This is a genomic window from Leclercia sp. 1548, from assembly GCF_050435045.1.
In the GTDB taxonomy this organism is placed as follows: Bacteria; Pseudomonadota; Gammaproteobacteria; order Enterobacterales; family Enterobacteriaceae; genus Enterobacter; species Enterobacter adecarboxylatus.
Genome location: NZ_JBNDJP010000001.1, coordinates 232,790 through 253,142 on the forward strand (window position 1 = coordinate 232,790; position 20,353 = coordinate 253,142).

A 20,353-nucleotide genomic window follows, 5' to 3' on the forward strand; every position below is an offset into this window, starting at 1 on the left:
GCGCGCACTAAAATTTGATAAAACGTTTTATCTTCTCGCAGCATTGAAGCAGATAAACTGATTTTAACAACACAGGAGTCGTTTTATGACGGCGAAAGCAGCACAAAAAATATCGCTGTGGGAGTTTTTCCAGCAACTGGGTAAAACCTTTATGCTGCCAGTGGCGCTCCTCTCGTTCTGCGGGATCATGCTGGGGATCGGCAGCTCGCTAAGCAGTCACGATGTGATTACGCTGATTCCGTTCCTCGGCAATCCTGTGCTGCAGGCCGTCTTCATCTGGATGAGCAAGGTCGGCTCCTTTGCCTTTAGCTTCCTGCCGGTGATGTTCTGTATCGCTATCCCGCTGGGACTGGCGCGGGAAAACAAAGGTGTAGCGGCATTTGCCGGTTTCGTTGGCTATGCGGTGATGAACCTGGCGGTCAACTTTTGGCTCACTGCCAAAGGCATCCTGCCGACCACCGATGCGGCAGTACTCAAGGCCAACAACATACAGAGCGTGATTGGTATTCAGTCTATTGATACCGGGATCCTCGGCGCAGTGATCGCGGGTGTGATCATCTGGATGCTGCACGAGCGTTTTCACAATATCCGCCTGCCGGACGCGCTGGCATTCTTTGGTGGCACCCGTTTTGTACCCATTATCACCCTTGTGGTGATGGGTCTGTTTGGCCTTGTGATCCCGCTGATTTGGCCTGTCTTTGCCATGGGCATTACCGGCATTGGCCGCATCATTAACGGTGCCGGTGATTTTGGACCGATGATCTTCGGTACCGGTGAACGTCTGCTGCTGCCGTTTGGACTTCAGCATATTCTTGTCGCACTGATCCGTTTCACGGAAGCGGGCGGTACGATGGAGGTGTGCGGTCACGATGTGAGCGGCGCGCTGACCATTTTCCAGGCGCAGCTGAGCTGCCCGACCACCCACGGTTTCTCGGAGAGCGCCACTCGCTTCCTGTCCCAGGGTAAAATGCCAGCCTTCCTCGGTGGCCTGCCGGGCGCAGCCCTGGCGATGTACCACTGTGCTCGCCCGGAAAACCGTCACAAAATTAAAGGCCTGCTGATCTCCGGTGTGATCGCCTGCGTGGTGGGCGGAACCACCGAACCGATTGAATTCCTGTTCCTGTTCGTTGCCCCGGTGCTGTACCTCATCCACGCTGTGCTGACCGGTCTGGGCTTTACCGTGATGGCGGTGCTGGGTGTGACTATCGGCAACACCGACGGCAACGTGATCGACTTTGTGGTGTTCGGCATCCTGCATGGCCTGTCGACCAAATGGTATCTGGTACCCGTAGTAGCAGCGATCTGGTTCGCGGTGTACTACGGTATCTTCCGCTTCGCCATCACCCGCTTTAACCTGAAAACGCCGGGTCGTGATACCGATGCGGCCACCATGGTGCACCCAGTGGGACTATATTGCCGACCGTTTTGGTGCCGCCGATCTGCTGCCTTTTACCATCTCGGATATGGATTTTGCCACTGCCCCTTGCATTATCGACGCCCTGCAAACGCGCATCGGCCACGGGGTGTTTGGTTACAGCCGCTGGAAAAACGACGAATTCCTGGCCGCTGTGGCCCACTGGTTCCACCAGCGTTTTCACAGCACCATCGACACCCGTGCCATCGTCTATGGCCCCTCGGTGATCTATATGGTGTCAGAGTTGATTCGCCAGTGGTCGGACGCCGGTGACGGCGTGGTGATCCATACCCCCGCTTACGACGCGTTTTATAACGCCATTGCGGGTAATAACCGACAGGTTGTCTCTGTCGGCCTGCAACATTCGGTGGTGGGCTGGCAGTGCGATATGGCCGAACTGGAAGCGGTGCTGGCCCAGCCGCACAACAAAATCCTGTTGCTCTGTAGCCCGCATAATCCGACCGGCAAGGTCTGGACACGCGACGAGTTAACCACTATGGCTGACCTCTGCGCGCGACATGGCGTGGCGGTGATCAGTGATGAAATCCACATGGATATGGTGTGGGGCGAGCACCGGCATACCCCCTGGTGCGAAGTCGCTCAGGGTAAATGGGCGTTGCTAACCTCTGGCTCCAAGAGCTTCAACATTCCCGCCCTTACCGGCGCATACGGCCTGATTGGCGATGAGGCCAGTCGCATGGCCTATCTGCAGGCGCTGAAAGGCCGTGATGGGCTGTCCTCGCCGTCGGTGCTGGCGCTGGTGGCGCATATTGCGGCGTATCAGCAGGGCGAAGCATGGCTGGATGCGCTACGCGCTTATCTGGAGGCGAATTTGCAGTACGTCGCCGACACGCTGAATGCCGCTTTCCCGACGTTAAACTGGCAGCCGCCGCAGGCGACCTATCTGGCATGGATCGATCTTCGTCCGCTCGGGATCGATGACAAGGCACTGCAGAAGGTGCTGATTGAGCAGCAAAAAGTGGCAATCATGCCGGGTTATACCTACGGGGATGGAGGCAAAGGTTTTGTCCGTCTTAACGCTGGCTGCCCACGCAGTAAGCTTGAGCAGGGTGTCGAGCGCCTGATTGCCGGGATCCGTACTTTGCAGTAATTCGTTTGCGCAACGGAATAATCCCTTGCGCAAATAGCTTTTTCTCTCGTTTTGTTTTTATAATAGCTCGCACATTACAGTTAATGCGCAGAATATCGTTGAAAATCAATGTTTATCAATCTTTTCAATTGCTTGCTTAGCGCATGGTATTAACATTATCTCGCATTAACTGACATTTATCTGTCCCTGTTTGTGTCCCTAACATACCTTTTGCCCCCGGCATGCCCCCAGACAACCCCCTATGTGTGGCTCCTTTCAGAACTCAAATCCCCAGCTTAAAGGACCACTACCAGCTGTACAAAAACATATCCACATTCGTTTGTTTGATTCGAAAGGTGCGCACCACTTCTTACATCGAAGGCTGATTTGTGCCAGAGGCAGATTTTCCTAATGTCAGCCCGTGCTAATTAGAGGGGGAGCAGGTGACGGTGACAGGTTTCATAAACTTCAACGACGCAGTCCACGTAGTAACAGACTATATCGTTGGGATTACAGCGTGCTCTAGCCTCATGAATATAATGGCGTATTATCATAAAACGAATCAGAAAACCGGTACTAAGAAAACTCTAAACAGTGGCGAGATTTTTATTGACCGCTACATTTGTACGAAACCCTTTTCCAAGTACGATCTCATCTTCGATGCCACTAAAGAGACGGCAAGTAGTTGTACAGTCATAAGAAATGACTTTTGAAGGTTATTCACAGTCTTGTCGGATTAATGCCTAATGAAGGGAGAACAGTAAAGATATAAGCTCTCCCCCAGAAATAATGCATGCTTTCGGATTGTAGCTTATAATTACTATGCTTCTAACGAAGTACGCGATTGGTAAGCACCTTTTTCTGATTTTCAGAAACCGTGTTTAAGTACACGGTTTTTTTTGAATACAATGACTATGCGTACTGACCTTCTAAAAAACCAACAACCTTTGATTTGTTGCAACTAAATTGAAAATTTATGCAACTTCTACTCTTATCTGCAGATGATGATTCCCTTGATACGCCCCCTTAGATGGCGAAATATTTTAATGATTCCCCTCACCGCCACAGACTTACATGTTGACAAAACATGCTCTTATTCTAGTTTTATTTAGTGGTGAATCCCCCTCAGCGGCGGGGCGACTGGTCAAAATGCAATATGCTCGCGTATCTTAGGACTGGTAAAGATACACCGGGAGGCACCCGGCACCACATTTATCTTATTCTTATACAAGGATATTTTTTCTTTAATGATTGTTTAAACATTTATTTCAAGCACTTGACACTTGGTTTAAAAAAGTAACGGGATATCCGACATCAAACACCCCGTCAAAATTTTACATCGATAATATTCTTTATCTTCCCAATGGAATATACACGACGAGTTAGAAATAAAAATCAAATAGTTTTCTTGTATTGCACACTGAAAAATAGCAAGCAAATTATTAATTTAGTAAAATCAGTCTAAGACAGCCATTTTAACCATTTTTCATTTAGCCAATGGTAAAAAGCCCTCTTGCATCAGCAAACTTTGCATTGGGTTCTATAAATAAATCATTACAGTTTATCTAGGTATCATATACTTACGAACCTTTAATGATTTAAACAACTTTAAACTGATACGTCGATAACCTCGAAACTCACTAAATATAGTATATAAAACACCCCTTGTAAGAATAAAACAATCTAAGATGCTTTACCTGGCCATAAATTTCTATTTACCTAAGCGAATTAACTATAGTTAAAGGGATAATTTAAAAGCCGGAGGATATTATGTTTAACCACTCATCTGAGAAACCTGAAAGTGAATTCACGGAAACCGTAAAGAAATACGCTTCTAAAACTGACGATGCGTTACGCAGTGGGGCTAATAACATGAAGGATAAAGTTGAATCATATCCTACAACAAGCATTCTGATTGCTGTCGGCATAGGTTTCGCGTTAGGCTTTATATCGGGAAGAAGGTGAATAAATCCGAGAAAAAACAAATAGATCAAAAAATACAATTAGCGTATTATTTAATAATTCTTAACCGCAGAAAGGGGCTGGTTTCAGATTGGGCTTTTAAGCCTCTGAGGGCTGTAGTGAGCACCGGAGACAACTCATCTATCTCACCTGTTTAGGCCATCGCCTTCTCCGTGGCTTTGGAATGAGAGAGCGGGTGGAAAGCCGAGTACCACATACGGAACATACGGCCCCGTGTGGCAGGTTTTGTACAGGATCGAACGAGGTGAAAAAGAACCGGTTGCTTTTGCAAGCAGGACAGATGAATCTCATAACAGATACGACGCTCCCAAGCCGTTGGCTGTACTAAATCATAAACATTTTTATATAGCTAACAGAGCATCAATTCAACATTTCTTAAAATCCGTACATCACACACGACTTGATATGTCCCTTTTCCGCCGTGCCATCGAGCAAGTCGAGGACCTAAAAGTCTGCTCTCATAAAGTTATCCTTTATGCTGCCGATATGTTAAAAACCTTCGCCCTGAGCGTGGGATCGATAACAAAGCCAAGGAAATTATACCTGCTCCCGTGCGGGCTTTTTTATGGGCTGCATTTACACAGGGCTTTAATCAGCGTCCGTGCTGTTGATGAAGAAGAGACCCTACCCATAACTTCTACCTCTTCCGCCGTAGCGCCCTTGATCGCTTCGCCATCATCCGTGATTAAAGCCCTCCCCATTACCCGAGCAAATTGAGTGCGGCCGCCGGACAAAATCAGCAAAATCTGATTCTGTACCAGCCGGGTGCACGGTTCAAAACCGCGAACCCGGATGATGTTTCGAGAATTCTGCTTTCGATACCTATTCCGCAGATAATTTCTAAAGATAAACGAGGGGCTACGTAATCAGCCATTCGAGAGGGAAATCCCATCAGTGAACTCTCCCCATGTTGCGCAGGATCCAGTAATGATTGTCGGTTCCGTCAGTTGTCTTATCCGTGAAATCTGGCTGGTAGCGCGCTATCCAATGGTTGGCGTCGGCTCGGCTGAAATGCCAATGGACCTTTGCCAACTCACGGATGAAGTCTTCTGTACGCAAACACCTGTAGCCCTTTGGGTTTTGCTGTATGGCTGCCACAAACGCGGCATGAATGTCGAGACGGCGGGGCATGGTGACCTCTCATTTGCCATTACTGTCTATACACACAGTAGTTTTATAGAGAGTGTAGGGCAAGGTGGCTATGCCTATTGATGATTACCACTGAACATCATGATGCTGTTACGCTTTCAGCGCCTTAATCTCACCCTGCAGCTGGGCGACCTGCGCAGTGAGGTTATCGACAGTATCCATAAGAACGAGAATGGCCTCATGGTGAAGCGCTCCAACGCCTGCGACATTCAGAGACAGGAATCCGTCATTATCCTCACCGACTACTTCCGGTAGTACCTTTTGCACTTCCTGGGCAATATACCCTGCAGAGTCAATATCCCCCTTTTTATAAGTGAAAGTTTTCCCATGAAATAAGCGCATTTTCTCGATAGGGTTTTCAATAGTTTTAATGTTGTATTTCAGTCGCTCATCGGACGGGTTGTTCCACGTTCCGCCGCCAGCGTTGCCGTTAGCACCGAAGAGATAAGACGACCATACATTTGACGATCCCCCATTGACGTTAATTTGAACTCGGTCGAGGTTAGTAGAACCTCCTCTTACGCCTCCAATAGACCAGCCTGCTGTGTACCAGCCACCGGAGAGCTGACTTACAAAACTCCCTTCGCTACTGTCATTTGTAACGTTGTTTAATTCAATGTAGTTGTTGGATTCAGGTCGCCACGCCTTAACCCCACAGCCGCCTCCCGGGCTGGTGTGAATGTCGGAAAATACACTGCCAGCAGCATTCACTGTCATTTTGCCAGTTACCTGCACGTTGCCGTTTACGACACCGCCTGAATCAGTACTAAGTGCCTTTACGTCCGCTGCTGTCAGGGTAACTGTATCTTTTCTGTTTGCCATGATTTAACTCCTAAGCCCAGACGCGAGCCGGTGTTTTCGGTGTAACCACAAATTCGTTCAGCCCGGATAAATCGAGCGAGTCATTCATGACCCGCAAATTGACGTGATAGCCGGGTTCGGTGGTGTACTTGATAACTACGTTTTCTTCACCGGGATTGATAACTTCAGCAGGAACAGTGATAACGCCGACGATATCCAGGCTGATATCAGGGTGATATAAACCACCCTGCTCTTCATCATCCACAAACCCCGCCGCGATTAATTGCGTGCGCATTTCGTCGGCGTCATTAAAGCGCAGATATAAGTCTCTCATTAGCGGAGTCCATTAATTTGATTAGGGGTTAACAGGCGATGCCAGATACGGAAGTTGCGAATGTGATAAACAACGTTCGGGTTGCTCTGAATATCAATACTGGTTGGTTTAGAGGCCGGGTTTGTTGGTGCCAGTTTTCTGTTGCTGGTCTTTCCATCAAAATACATGCTGTTTGTATTATCGACATCAATGGATTGCACATAGACTTTACTGGCAAACGGATAGGTTATGGGTACAGATGGTCCACTCCCGCCAATATATGAGTTAATGGTGCCTGACACCGCCCTGAATATAATATCGTTGTTGGAACCCGCCACCCTGACAAGATCAGCGTAACCAACACTGGGCGTAACATATCTGTTTACAGCAATTTCAAATGCCAGTGTCCTGCTAAATGCATCACCAATTGATTGATAGCCAACATTGCCAGAAGGTTGCAATGAGGCTTTTTCACCACCCCTTGTCACAGCCGCCGAACCAGTAGGGATATAGCTTGTTGGTACTGCGTTTTTTTCACACTGAACGGTTTGGACGAACACCTCTGCACCTACGGGGATCGTGCCGCTTTTCGGCATGAAATAAATGCGGCCAACATATGCGCCATCAACTGGCGCTTTGCAGGTAACTGTGCCGTAACAATACCCATCAGGGCCGGGGGTGTTTGTCGCCGATACAATGCTTGTGCTGGTTGTGTTGCCCACCATCCCATCAAAATACAAGCCGACTTGCCCCTGATTCGTTCCGCTGGGGGCGTCAAACCGGAACAACATAAACCCATCGGTGTATGAGCTTTTAAACCTGCATGAAAGGGTAATGAAGTCACCAGCCGAGCAAGTGATGGCCGAACTAGCTAATACAGTAGCGTTATTCATGCCCGTGGCAGTGATGACACCGTCAAAGGTTTTTGCCTGCGTCGCTCCGTCTGTGATAGTGCTCCTAGTCCCAAAGCCAACCGCTACGCCGCTCCATTTAGATGGATCGTCGCTGTTCAGAATATAGTTAGTGCTCTGGCCCTCCAATAATAAGCCATCATGCTGATAGCGCGGTTCGTTAACATCAGCGGTCTGCAATACACCGGATTTGTCGATATAAGTCGCAATGGTTGAGCGGGTAAAGGCCCCTGACCTTGTTGGAAGCTCCAGGACCTGCCCCGAAATTGTCAGCCGGTCATAAGGCGCGGAACCCGCCAGCAGGCGCATGTCATCATTGAAGGGTAACCAGACATCGGGGAACGGGGCTTCCTCGTAAGGCACAGAAGTCAGCAGCTGAGCAGCAGCCAGTGATGATGCGGCGTTCGTTTCGCTGGTTTTAGCGTTATTTTCTGAAGCCTTCGCGTTCGTCTCAGACGTTTTGGCGTTGGTTTCTGAGGTTTTGGCGGCATTCTTCGATGCGAGTGCGTTACCCTCTGACGTTGCCGCGTTCGTGGCGCTTTGTGCTGCTGCATTTTTTGACGCCAGAGCATTCGTTTCACTGGTTTTAGCAGCAGCGGCGCTGGCTCCTGCCGCACCGGCCTGGGCGATCAGCTTCGTCCAGCTGGGGCCCGTTTTTTTCGAGCCGTCTGCCAGGGTTACGGTGACGTCACCGGTGCCCGATAAAATCAGGTCCTGGTTGATGATACTGCCTTGCGCCAGGCGAAACCCTTCTGTGACGGCTTTCGCTAAATCGTCATCAAGTGTGGCCATTCGTGATGTCCTTAAAATGAAAAACCCAGCCGGAGCTGGGTTGGATGGTCTGAGGTTGTAGGGATCAGGAGAAGGAGCCGGTACCGCGGGTCACAGTGATAGTTGGTGCATAAATTGCCACGGTTGCATTACTGGAAGAAACGAAAATGCTTGCGTCGATACGTTGCCCGGTCAACCCAGTTGCAGCATGACGTGCAGTGAACCAAAACCCACCAACAGGAACGTCAAAAGTGAACGTGCGAACGTTACCCGCGATAGTTATGTTAACTGTACTCCCGACCGCGCCTGTAGTCCCTCGGACATATATCAACGCCTCCACGACGGCGTTTTTATTCAGCCCGTTATTGCTGGAGTCGGTGTATGCCATGGCTACACTGGTAGAAACGGCATTGTTAGACCGGTTGCTGGAGTCGGGATAGACCCCTGTGTTGGCGACATCTCCAATGAAAGATGTCGCTTCAACCGTGCCCCTGAAGCTCCCGCTGGTCGCCTCAACCCTGCCTTTAAAGCTCCCGTCAGTGGCATAGATCGTCCCGCGAACTGTCACGCCGTTAAACGTCGCATACCCGGATTTATTGATATGCCAGCCGACATTGCCGGTCCCGTCCCAGTTGCTGGACTGGATGTAATTCCCGATCTTGCCGTTGTCGATGGAACCGTCCTGGATGAACACCGAACGCATGAATATCTGGCCGCCGGTCGAAGCAAACACCAGCTCCTGCCCGTTCGTCGTAGGGTTATAAACCGCGAACGTATCGGCAGAAATCAGGAAGTTTGAGGCCCCTGTACCGTCAATGCCCAGCTGAATACCCGCGATGCGTTTAACACCGTTCGCCTCCACCTGGACTTTAACGCCCCACTGCGCGGAGAGCTTGCCGTTGATATCAGCAACAGCCTGGCTGGTCGTCTGGACGTTAGCGTTGGTTTGCCCAATCGACGCAGTCACCTGCTGGATACTGGTCGCCGTGGCGCTCTCCAGATCCGTAACGGCTTTATTAATGCGCGTAATGGCGGCGGCGTTGGTCTGGCCGTTTTGCTCAACTGTGGCCTTAAGCGTCGTGACCTGTTCAGCTACAGCGCTTGTGGCATCCGCAGCGGTCTTCCGGGTCTCGGTGATCTCGGCCATCGTTTTCGTTTCGCCAACGGCAAACGTGACGCGCTGATCCGAAAACGCAAAGAAGTTGGCAATGGCGTTGCTGACGCTACCCACAATGCCTGCGTCGCGGCTGGCCGTGTTACCGTCCACATCAACTTTCAGGCTGTCGATACGGCGACCCAGCGCGCTGTCTGCATCCGTGCGGGCCGTGGTTTCCGTGCTGATATCAGCCGTGTTCTTGTCAGTCGTCGCCTTTACCGCAGCCAGCGCGGTAGTCTGCGCCTTGTTGTTATCGGCGACAGCTTTATCGATACGCGTGATATCGCCGGTATTTTTCCCGACGGTGGTCTGCAGGCCCGACAACGTGGTGGCCTGCGCCTCCTGCTCAGTCGTCAGCGTTGCCAGCTCCTGCGTCACGCTGGCTTTGTTGGCATTAACGGTCGCTTCCAGCGCCGTCCGGGCTGTCACCTCCGCTTCCTGCGCCGTGATGCGCGCCTGGCGTTCGGTGTAGAGCAAGCCCGAGGCCAGCTTCGACGGGTCATCACCGGTGTAGCCGCCCCGGATCTGCGTCGCCAGCGTTTCTCGCGCTGTGGCTTCCGCCTGGTCGCCAGCGACACGGGCTGTCGTTTCCGCCTGCAGCGCCGCCATGCCTGCGCCGGGCGTTGGCCGTCCGAGCGCCACCCAGTCAATCAGGTAGTAGTTCGTCGCATCCTGCTTAGTGGACAGATCCAGCCTGAACTGATTCATCGTGGCTTCAGTCAGCCAGGGGATATTATCGAACTCCAGCGTGGCGATCCCGTTCGCGTCATAAGCAGGCTCGGCGACAGTTAGCATGTTGGTGTCGTTGAAGCCACCCGTACCCCGCCAGCGCAGCTGCCCCGCCCAGCCCGGCGCCCCGAACTTCCTGATGCGCAGTTTAACGAAGCGATAGGACGACGAGTTAACACCCAGTGAACCGGGAGACGCCACCCACGGATCTGTGACATGGTTCGCAGGGCGGATCCACCCGTCAACAATCGTCGGGGTCCCGTTCCCGGTCCAGCCCTCTACCGTCGAATCGAAGTACCAGATTTTGGCAGGGTCGAACTGCGAGCCGGTGCCAGCAGAAATCTGCCCAATCTGCTGCGCCAGTGATTCGGTGGTGGTCTGGATCGTCTGATTGACGTTGCTGATATCCGCGACGCGCTCGTTCTTCTCGGTCAGCAGCGCCTGGCCGCGCGCCGCTGCCTCGTCGATGATGGCTTTCTTACGGTCCGTGACCTCCTGTGCCAGACCCGCTTTGGTTGCCGCTGACTCTGTCGTAACTTTGCTGATGTCGTCGCGCGCTGACTGAATATCGTCGCTGAGATCGGCGATATCCGAGGTGAGTTCCTTATACGCGTCTGTCTGTTTGATCTGGTTATCGATATCCACCAGGTAATCAGCTGCAACCGAGCTGCTGCTGCCCTGAATGAAATCAGTCCAGGCTGACTTATTGCCGGTGCGATCGACAAGCCGCGCGCGGTACCAGAATCCTACCCCGGCTTTAAGGCCCAGTTGCTGATAAACATGCTGCGGATAGGGAACCCCGGCCAGCAGAAGCGGATTTGTGCCGGTCGATGCAGTGGAATACTGGATCTCCGTCTGTAAAGTATCGCCGGTACCAGCCGGGAAATCCCAGTCCAGCTGTACGCCCCAGAGCAACGGCGTGGTACGGAAATTGGCGGGCTTTGGCACATCACCGGACCGGCCCTTGAGATGCGTCAGCACTGAGGTGGCCCACAGGCTGGATGCGCCGCCAGCGTTAATCGCCCTGACACGCACCAGGTAATCACCTTCGTAGATCCCCGGCACTTCGATATTGCGCAGCCCGGTTTGCGGTACGTTAACCCACTCGCTGTCACCCCTGCGCCACTGCACCTGGTAGGCGATAACGTCTGCCTGCGGTTTCCCGGCTTTATCCAGTGGAGCGTCCCAGGAGGCTGTCAGCGTGGCAATGCGCTGCCCCTGTCTCACTGAGTCGTAGCTCGATACCACGACGTTTCCGGGCTGAGAAACAACACCAGTAGGAATCAGGCTGACAGGCGGGATGTCCAGGCGCGCTTTGTTATCGACAGCGTCATATTTCGAGGCGTTGTATTCCGCACCCGTAATGGTGTAGGTGTTCTCCTCGTCGTTGAATGTCAGGTTCATCACACGGAAATACTGCAGGCGCAGCTGTCCGGCATCGATAACGAAAACGGCATCTGGCGCTGGCGCAGAGGAAAACGCCGTGGCCACGATTAACTGCGTGCCGTTGACCGCCTGAATGACCCGGTTTTCTACAATGCCGCCCTGTGTGCGGATCATCAGCGTATCGCCCGGGACGGCGCTGGTCCCGCGATCGGTTGTAACGGCTTTAAGCCCGGCGTTGTAACTCAGAACGCGCCCACCATACACTCGCCCGGAAAAGCGTTCATCCGCAAAAGCGAACACGGTGCCGGGAACATAGGCAAAGCCATCCAGCCCGGTTTGCAGCGTGATCAGGCGATCGAGATAGTTGGAGTACACCGCCCAGCCGCCGCGACGCTGCGCCTCACTCTCACGCGTACAGCCAATGGCAGTCAGCTGCGTCTGCTGGAATTTGAACTGCTTAACCAGGTCAGGAAACATCACCGCAGTGGTGCGATCCTGGTAGTGGTTATCCGGGTCGCTGAAGTTAATTAGCGCAGAACTGTAGCGGTTCTTCTCGCTGCCGCTGGAATAGTTCGGCTTTCCGACGACCGAGGCGCGAGTGAGGATCTGCAGCTTCGTCGTATCCGCTGGCATGTCCGAGACAACATTGAACATGTTGTTGCCCCAGAACGTCATACCGTTGAAGCCAGCGGCGATATCCTTTATCACCTGCCAGGCATCGGCCTGCGACTGGATATAGACGTCAAACAGGAAGCGCGGCTCGGTACCGGTGCCGCCCTTACCATCGGGCACCTTCTGGTCACAGCGCTGGGCTATGCGGTACAGCTCCCACTTATCCAGCATGGCTGCCGTTACCCGACGACCCAGGCCAAAGCGTGGCTCCGTGAGTACATCGAACCAGATCCACGCCGGGTTATTCGACCAGCCCCATTTGAATGTCCCATCCCAGGTGCCGTTATAAACCCGGCCAACCGGATCATAGTTCTGCGGGATGCGGATAATCCGCCCTTTCGGCTTGCAGGATATCTTCGGGATGTTGCTGAAGGATTTTGCGTTGAACGACACATACAGCAGCGCGGTATGCGGATAGCGCAGGCGCGCGTCGATCACCTCCGTGATTGCCTGCACCTGTGTCTTGTTCTGAAGCATCTGGCTGGTGCTGTCGGCGTTATCGCGAACCACGCGGATCTGCCAGCCGGTGTTTGCCTTCGGCAGATTGATGCGGTGGGTCAGCTCGTACAGTGAGCTGAGCTTTTCGGTTACGGTTTTGGTGAGCACGGTGCTGTATGCCCCGCCATCTACAGCCACGTCGATGTGATAGGTGACGGAAGTGCCAACGATATCGCCATCATTCTCCTGCTGCTGCAGACCGGTAATGCCGATACGCACCAGCACTGCGTCAATCTGGGTATTGCTGATGGCCCGGGTCCAGGGAGTGGCCTTAGTCAGCGATACGCCGATGCTGGTCTCGTTCTCCACGGCGGGGAACCCGGGGATCGGCGACTGCGTCTGTGTACCCGGACGAAAGTCCCAGGAGACATTCTCGAAGTTCATCGAGCCGTCGGCGTTACCCAGCGGCGTGCCGTCAAGGAAGATCCGGGTAGCATCCAGTCCACCAGCAAACTCACCTTCACCGAGCGCCAGCAGCATACGGCAGCGCGCCATCGACTGCGCGGAATCGGGTTGTTCAACAGGCGTGTGCTGCTTCTGGCTGCCGCCTTTTGCACCAGTAATCGTTGCCATATTGCATCCATAAAAAAAGCACCCGATTGGGTGCTAATTGAAGAGTAAGAAATTCTCAGATGTCCTCGGCCACGATCCCCGCACTGATTATGGCACCGCCAATTTCGCGCTCGCCATAGAACAGCGCGACCGGGTTGCCCATCGCCAGGGTGTTCACTGCGCCGCCGAAGGCATAGCTGGGTTTATTGTCCGGGTCATCACGCCCCTGAAGGCCTTTGGGCTGCGGCGAGAGCATCTGGTAGATACCGCCTGCAGCCATGCCGATACCAGCAGAAATCATGGCACCACCGACCGGACTGGCCCAGCCAGCAGAGAGGCCAGACACCACGATGCCCGCCACCACCATCACTGCGCCAAGGATCGTCTGGAATAAACCTGCCTTTTTCGCCCCTTCCAGCACAGGCGCGATGCGGATATCACTGTCACCACCCAGCTCCTTGAAATCCTGTTCGCCGATGTTGCGTTTGCCACGAAACACCGCGAAGGTCATGCCGTTTTTTTTAGCATTCATGAGAAAGCTTTCCAGCCCGTCCAGGTTGATGCACAGCGCCTTTACCGCTTCCGCAGACGTCTGCACCGCCAGCCGGTGAACGCGGCCAAACCGGGCACCCAGCGCGCCATACAATCGAATCGTGGTTAAGCGCGCCATGGTTTAATCTCCTGCGGCAGGTCTTTGTGCCGAACGCAGATCATCGTCCGGTCTTTAAAATATCCACGGGCATAAGGCGTGATGCAGGATGGCTGGCCGTACAGGTGGTGTAGCAGTTCGCCCTCTTCGGTGATGATCCCCGCGTGGTTCCACTTGTCCGACTCGACCTGCATGATGACCATGCACCCGGGCGCGGGGTCGCATTCGACAAACCCCTCACGTTCCCAGTTATCGAAATAGAGGTTGTCCGGGTACTGGCTTTCCCACCACGGATAATCCACGCGGAAATCGTTCAGCGTGACGCCCTGGGTGGCGTGCCAGTCCATGACCAGCCCCCAGCAGTCGTGCGAGCCAAGGAGGAACGGGCGGCCAATCAGCGGGATCGCATCAGGGGTGATCTCGGCGTATTCATCGCAGTCCGGCGCGTAAATGCCCCAGACCACACCAGAGTTATTGCACTGCTGGCGATCAAGGTCAGAGGGGATAGGCCGTGCGCCATCGCCCGGGTGGGAGTGAATGACGCGGACAATGGTCCCGGCGTCCTCGGCGTTCGCCCAGTGTTCGCCGTCAATTCGGAAATGCTCTGTCGGATTTTCATGGCTGTTCGGCACCGGGATATAGCGCTGGCGCCGTCCTGACTGAATGACGAAGCCGCAGCACTCGCGTGGGGATTCCTCCAGCGCATGCGCCCGGATCGCCGTCATAATGGTTTTATTCATGGGTATATCCGGTTATCGGGTGAAGAGAACTGTCGCCGGGTAGCCGCCGAAATCAAGAACGGCAGTGTTCGGTTCTGCCAGCCCGGCGCCGAAACGCTTGCGGCAGTCACTGAGGCAACCTCCGCATACATCAAACGCCGGGTCAGCTACCGCATTGCCCTTCGCATCGAAATATGCCGTGCCGTTGTAGGTGCAGCCGTCACCGCTGCGATATTGTCCGCGCAGTGCCCATTCGCAGAGCGAGGTGATCTGCCGGGTGGGTATAACCAGATTCTGCAGGTCAGCCGGGCTGCTGAGCGACCAGGACACCGTCTCGTCATCTTCAGAAATTTTGGTGTCCAGCCAGAAGGTCTGCAGGGAGAACATCGTCGGATCTGCTGTCGGATTCACTCCGCCCGGGAAGTTCACCGCATCAAGGTAAACCGCATAGGTGTCGATGATGCTCACCTTTGCATTCACCATGTCTTTAAACTGGAGACACAGCGCAGTGATATGGCCGTCGAGGTTAGACACGCTGAGCTTCGGCTCGGCGGCCTGATCCGTTGAAAGCGCCAGGTCGGTAATCTGGAAAGGCCAGAACTCGTAGGCGTTGCCATCCCAGATGATAGGCTTCGGCCCAAGCCTGGCCTCGTCGCCGTTCGCCGCGTCAATCTCGGCAGGCGTATGGGGAAACGGACTGTAGTGAAAGCGGTGGATCCCGCCGCTGAACTCTGAGGCATCCACTTCGACCAGGCGGACCCTGCCACCTGGTGCCAGCTTCGCCGCTGTATCAATCAGTGCTGTCATGTTCTACCTCAGGCAAATACGCCATAGGCGCGCTTAATGGTGAACGTCAGCTCTGCGAATTTGCTGTTGATCTGGTTTTTGCGAACAGAGTCGGCGATAACGCGGTACAGCCCCTTCTCTTCACCCGGCGGCGTAATGATGAAGGCCTTAACGGTGTGAGCCAGCAGAAAGTCGCGGATCGCGTTTACCTCCGCCTCAGTGCCGGAATGTTTCATCGGCACCTGGATCGCGGTGGAGTTGATGCCGTTCTCGGCAACCTGTTCATAGCCATCGCCAAACTGCGCAGCACGCACTGTCTGGCTATATTCAACAGGGCCAGCGCCGAGCTGCGAGCGCCAGCTGTAGGTTTCGACTGCCATGTTTGCTCCATAAAAAAAACCCGCCGAAGCGGGCTTATAACTATTTAAATATGCGAATCATTTAACGTGATTTACTTGCATTTCTTTATACATATTTTTAGCGAACTCTACATCACTAATTTTGGGATCGATTTTCTCTTGGCATTGCTGAAACTGTCTTAGTGGCTCTTTACCATCACTTGCTGGTTTTTGAGATACCCCCAGAGCCTCATTTTGGACTCGTTCAGCCTCTTCCAAAGCAAAATTGTTTGCATTAAAGATACATATGGTTTTTGGCACTGCAATTTTCGTAGAAAACTTAAGATAACCGGCGTAACTCCCAGCAACTCCAAAAATGAGAGATACGATCACACCAAATATAAAACAAAATACTTTGTCTTTATTCATCTAACTCCCCTTGGCATTCTGTTTATAACTCATGCGTTTTCGACATAACCCAATTAAGTTATCATATCAATTTGATAAATCACATGTTTTTGTAATAACTAACCTTTGAATCAAAGTCCTGTTTAGCTAGAGGAGTCTGACTTGTAATGAAAGCCTCCCAAGCGCTATAAGCACTAATAAGTCCATGCTTCTCATCAGCGCCCGTTGTGCCTGCCTTTACAGCCTCAAACACGTTGGACGCATTCTCTTTCCGTTTGTTTTTCCTGTTAGCACCACATGTCGCTATTGCATCGGCAACAGAATCATTCCACCCAACCATTTGCAGGATTTCTATCCGCTTTTGAATTACGAACTGATCCGCAGATGCGTTACGTGCCTGAGTTGAAAGATACTCAGCAAATTCCCTTTTATTTTTTGGCGTCTGAGAGGGAAACTCTAGGTCCAGATCGCATTTTGACAGCTCATTATACTTGGCTTGTTTTTGCACGTTATTGCCTGGACCATTACCAGCGCACGCAGAAAGAGCCATTGCTAACACCACAGTCGTGAAGACCTTTTTCATTATCATCCCCTGATTAGTATGGTTTTGAGCATAATAACCAGGGCAGGCATCGGTGTAACCAGGTACGGGTGATATTGCCATCTCAGAATTTAAGACGATGCCTATTTGGACTGGAACTGCCTACCAAGAAGGCCATCACTTCGAGCTGCCCTCATAAGGATCTCCGTCACCTTAATTTCTATTTCCTTCCCTAACGCCCGCGCTGCAGCGCCTCCGTCTCCAGATGTGTTTGATGATGCATTGCCCTTATTATCGACATAAATATCTATGTTGACCTGCGGCTGAGCACCACCTCCCCCCTGCGCCCTGACACCAAGTCGGCCTGCGGAATCACGCGTTAGCGGCATAATCGCCTCAGCACCGGCCTCAGCAAAGACACCGCCCTTGGCAAACTTCGAGGCTCCCTGGAACGCGAAGTATTGAGGTGTATCATAGACGCCATTCACGTACTTACTCAGGCCCGGAGACTCATAGACTCCGCCTTTTGCATTCGGGGTGAATGATGTAACAGCGAATGATTGTCCGCCCCCAGCCGAAGCCCCAGAGCCACCACTAATCCACCCCATAGCGGCCTGCACTGCATAGGCAATCATGAGGCGGTTCGTCACATCCAGGATCATCTTAAGCATCGACTTGCCGAACTCTTTAACCGATGCTTTGCCGGTTGTCATAAGTTCGGTAAGCATGTCGCTCAGACCTGTTAGCGTGGAATTGGCAACGTTTTTCACGGCATCGTAAGTATTAGTGGCAGCGTCCAGATACTCATTCCAGCCGCTTACAGCACCAGCTTTCCAATCACCGCGCAGCTTATCCTCTTCAGCATAATAATTCCGAAGCGCTGCCAGCTCTTTTTCATAACCAGCATCTTCAAGCTTGCCGCCGCCATTCAGCCATCCCTGTCGAAGCTGCGCTTCCTCCATCAGGCGCTGCGTTTGACGACTACTTAACCCGGCGCTATCACGCAATGCATCGGTTTTTTCAGCCATCTGGGTGACGTATTTGTTTGCCTGCTGCGCCAGCCCGTTAATCTTCTGCTGGGCCTCGACTTCCTTATTTTTCTGATCCACAACTTTGGCGGCGTTGAGGATGGCCTCACGGTTCGATAGAAGAGATTTCTCCTGTGCGCTCAGAGCGCGAGACTTAGCAGCCTCGTCCAGCTCGGCAAAATGGGATTGCTGTTTGCTGAACTCGGTATTTTTGGCGTGAATATCTCCCGTTTGACGCAGCGTTTCGAGCGTTTCCGTTAGGGTTCTGGCCTGAGCGCGGTAGTTTTCCAGGGTGCGATCGCCAGCATCCAGCATAGCTCTTGCCTCTTTGGCCTTTTTCGCGGAGTCTTCTGCAAGCTTCGAGACTGCGTCTCTCGATTCGCGACTGGATCCCCCCTCGCCTTTTACCTTGGACCCTCGCGCTTCGGCTTCATAGCTTGCCTGTGCGTTAGGCGCAGTGACTCGCTTCCAGAGTTCGGCGTAGCGTTTTTTGTTCGCCGCGATCTCTTTGTCAGCTTCTGCCCCAGCCTTTTTCATGGCCTCGACATCCATGCCGAGGAAGTCCGTAATTGCCCCACCGCCAGGTATTTTCTCAGCCCAGCCAGCTAAAGTGCCGGTGAATTTGGCATCCAGTAAGGTGATATTGAGGAAGAGATCTTTGATGGAGGACTTAACCAGTTCGAAAATATCGATTATCTGGTTTCCCCAGGCGCGTACTGTTATACCGATGTCACCAAAGGTATCAGAAGCGCTCTTCTTGAGGCTTTCCCACGTCTGACCGATATTATCGGTCGCTTTATTGGTCTCCTCAGCGCGCTTTGCCATTACGCCTGCGAACAACTCAATAGCTTCGGTAACCGCCGCCTGCTCACCTTTCTGCTTACGCAGCTGGATGATGTGCTTCATCATGGCTTCATCGACAAAGCCATATTGTTCGTTCAGGCTGGCCAGCCCTTTTATCGGATCGCTGACAATTTTGCCGAAGTCGGACATCGCCGCTTTGGTGTCGCTTCCAGCCTTGCCCATGAGGGTGATGGAAGTGGCAATTTGTTTCATCTGGCTGGCGGTATATTTGCCAGTATCGTTCAGCGTAACCAGCGTATCCACGGTGGAACTGATGGATGAATTCGTCTTGCCTGCCACCTCCTCAGCGGCCTGGTTAAGCTGCTGCATTGAGGCGAAGCCAGCTCCCCCCATCATGATGACCGAGCGCGCCACCTGATCGAACTGTTGAGACGAACTATATGCAGCAGCGGCCAGCAGACCGATGGTGCCGACCAGCCCGGCCAGCGCAATCGTGGTTGGGTTAATCATCCCAGCCATGCTGCGGATGTATTCGCCGACGCCAGTGAGTGCCCCCTGGACCCCGCCAAACTGGTCTTTAATCTGCCCGCCCTGCTGGAGCAGGATCAGGAACGGAGACTGCCCACCAGCCAGCTGCGTGGCGATATCGGTGAACTGTGCCGGTAGTGTGCGCATTGCTGCGCTGTACTGACCCACAGAGATACCGGCGCGTCGTGCTGCGGCCTCCTGCCGGGATAGCGCCTCAGGCAGCACGTCAGCCACGCCAGAGAGCCGTTCACGGGTCTGGTTGAGGATGGTGTTGAAATGCTCGAACTGGGTGCCGTTAATGCGCCCCGCTTCGAAGTGTGCTACCAGCTGCGCATGCTGCTCGTCCAGCGAGTTGAATGCGCGGATCGTCGGGTCGATTGACCCCAGCAGGTTCTTTAGTGCGGCTGATTGCTTCTCTGCCGCCTGGGTGGCCGCGAGTTCTGCCTGGGCACGCGCAGCTGCTTCGCCGGTATCCGTCAGCTTAAGCCGGGTATCGTCCAGGATTTTGTTGTAGTGCTGAAAATCATCGGTATCCAGAAAGCCTTTGGTCTGGAAGTTACGCAGCGCGGCCTGCTGTTCGTCCAGCCGGTTCAGCGCTTTGTTTACCGGATCGATATTCTCAAGCAGGCCTTTCAGCGCAGCCTGTTGCTCCTTGATGCCCTCGCTGCCCTGCTTTGCAGACTCAGCACCAGCGCGGAAAACGCTGTTAAGGTCATCAGCTTTGCCGACGGCACCAGCCGCGGCTTCACCGAGTTTATCCAGCTCATTGCTGGCAGTTTTCAGGTCAGAAACATCGGCCCGCAAAGTAATCGAGGCGATCTGGTCTGTCATTATTTCGTCTCCTTGTGCATTACTTTGAGAGCCTCGCTTTCCATAATCTGAAGGTCAGCCATGCAGGCCGCCGCATCCTCAACCCCGTGTAACTTAAACACCCAAGGGAGAACGTTGTAATCAAGGCCGGTCGCCCCGCCCGCGCCAACACGCCATTGAGTCGCAAGTGCAGAGAATATGGTGAAGGATTTCCATACCGACGGCAGGATCCCCACCTCTTCCTGCACGTCCTCAGGCGTCAAACCAAAAGCGGCTAACTCCGCGAGAGTCGGTCCCGGTGTGTACAACGCTGCGGC

General features: G+C 53.1%; 15 protein-coding genes and 1 pseudogene. 3 read left to right on the top strand and 13 right to left on the bottom strand.

Going from position 1 to position 20,353, the window contains the following annotated elements:
* Positions 1-85: 85 nt before the first annotated feature.
* The 3 genes and pseudogenes from malX to ABIE02_RS01105 form a co-directional block, all read left to right on the top strand.
* Positions 86-1,396: pseudogene (gene malX / locus ABIE02_RS01095) on the top strand (maltose/glucose-specific PTS transporter subunit IIBC); the annotation flags it as partial.
* On the top strand, positions 1,380-2,525 hold the full coding sequence (locus ABIE02_RS01100) for a MalY/PatB family protein (RefSeq protein WP_429211167.1): 1,146 nt from the start codon (positions 1,380-1,382) through the stop codon (positions 2,523-2,525). The pseudogene malX and the gene ABIE02_RS01100, both read left to right, overlap by 17 nt.
* A gap of 1,749 nt (positions 2,526-4,274) precedes the next feature.
* Complete coding sequence (locus ABIE02_RS01105) at positions 4,275-4,469, top strand: hypothetical protein (RefSeq protein ID WP_336994649.1); 195 nt, start codon at positions 4,275-4,277, stop codon at positions 4,467-4,469.
* A 909-nt stretch (positions 4,470-5,378) separates the two neighbouring features.
* Here the strand turns inward: ABIE02_RS01105 and ABIE02_RS01110 are convergent.
* From ABIE02_RS01110 to ABIE02_RS01170, 13 genes are all read right to left on the bottom strand, one after another.
* Entirely contained in the window at positions 5,379-5,618 is a 240-nt protein-coding gene (locus tag ABIE02_RS01110) for a hypothetical protein (protein ID WP_336994650.1), read from the bottom strand.
* A 108-nt stretch (positions 5,619-5,726) separates the two neighbouring features.
* Positions 5,727-6,458: a tail fiber domain-containing protein gene (locus tag ABIE02_RS01115; RefSeq protein WP_336994651.1), complete on the bottom strand. Its 732-nt coding sequence runs from the start codon at positions 6,456-6,458 to the stop codon at positions 5,727-5,729.
* Positions 6,459-6,468: 10 nt separating this feature from the next.
* Entirely contained in the window at positions 6,469-6,771 is a 303-nt protein-coding gene (locus ABIE02_RS01120; RefSeq protein WP_336994652.1) for a hypothetical protein, read from the bottom strand.
* On the bottom strand, positions 6,771-8,453 hold the full coding sequence (locus ABIE02_RS01125; protein ID WP_336994653.1) for a phage head spike fiber domain-containing protein: 1,683 nt from the start codon (positions 8,451-8,453) through the stop codon (positions 6,771-6,773). Before ABIE02_RS01125 ends, ABIE02_RS01120 begins: the two co-directional genes overlap by 1 nt.
* A 64-nt stretch (positions 8,454-8,517) precedes the next feature.
* Entirely contained in the window at positions 8,518-13,446 is a 4,929-nt protein-coding gene (gene gpJ, locus ABIE02_RS01130) for a TipJ family phage tail tip protein (protein WP_336994654.1), read from the bottom strand.
* 55 nt (positions 13,447-13,501) lie between these two features.
* Positions 13,502-14,095: a tail assembly protein gene (locus ABIE02_RS01135; protein ID WP_336994655.1), complete on the bottom strand. Its 594-nt coding sequence runs from the start codon at positions 14,093-14,095 to the stop codon at positions 13,502-13,504.
* The gene (locus ABIE02_RS01140) at positions 14,083-14,814 is read right to left on the bottom strand and encodes a C40 family peptidase (protein WP_336994656.1); all 732 of its coding nucleotides are present in this window, start codon (positions 14,812-14,814) and stop codon (positions 14,083-14,085) included. Before ABIE02_RS01140 ends, ABIE02_RS01135 begins: the two co-directional genes overlap by 13 nt.
* 12 nt (positions 14,815-14,826) lie before the next feature.
* Positions 14,827-15,600, bottom strand: coding sequence for a phage minor tail protein L (locus tag ABIE02_RS01145; protein ID WP_336994657.1), 774 nt, complete (start codon positions 15,598-15,600; stop codon positions 14,827-14,829).
* Positions 15,601-15,608: 8 nt separating this feature from the next.
* Positions 15,609-15,959 carry a phage tail protein gene (locus tag ABIE02_RS01150; RefSeq protein ID WP_336994658.1) on the bottom strand — a complete coding sequence of 117 codons (351 nt, stop codon included), beginning with the start codon at positions 15,957-15,959 and terminating at the stop codon, positions 15,609-15,611.
* Between the two features lie 57 nt (positions 15,960-16,016).
* Positions 16,017-16,346, bottom strand: coding sequence for a hypothetical protein (locus ABIE02_RS01155; protein ID WP_317519046.1), 330 nt, complete (start codon positions 16,344-16,346; stop codon positions 16,017-16,019).
* 79 nt (positions 16,347-16,425) lie between these two features.
* The gene (locus ABIE02_RS01160; RefSeq protein WP_336994659.1) at positions 16,426-16,908 is read right to left on the bottom strand and encodes a hypothetical protein; all 483 of its coding nucleotides are present in this window, start codon (positions 16,906-16,908) and stop codon (positions 16,426-16,428) included.
* Between the two features lie 101 nt (positions 16,909-17,009).
* A complete protein-coding gene (locus tag ABIE02_RS01165) occupies positions 17,010-20,057 on the bottom strand; it encodes a phage tail tape measure protein (RefSeq protein WP_336994660.1) in 3,048 nt (1,015 codons plus the stop codon).
* A complete protein-coding gene (locus ABIE02_RS01170; RefSeq protein WP_336994661.1) occupies positions 20,057-20,344 on the bottom strand; it encodes a DUF1799 domain-containing protein in 288 nt (95 codons plus the stop codon). The genes ABIE02_RS01165 and ABIE02_RS01170 overlap by 1 nt, the downstream gene beginning before the upstream one ends.
* Positions 20,345-20,353 lie beyond the last annotated feature (9 nt).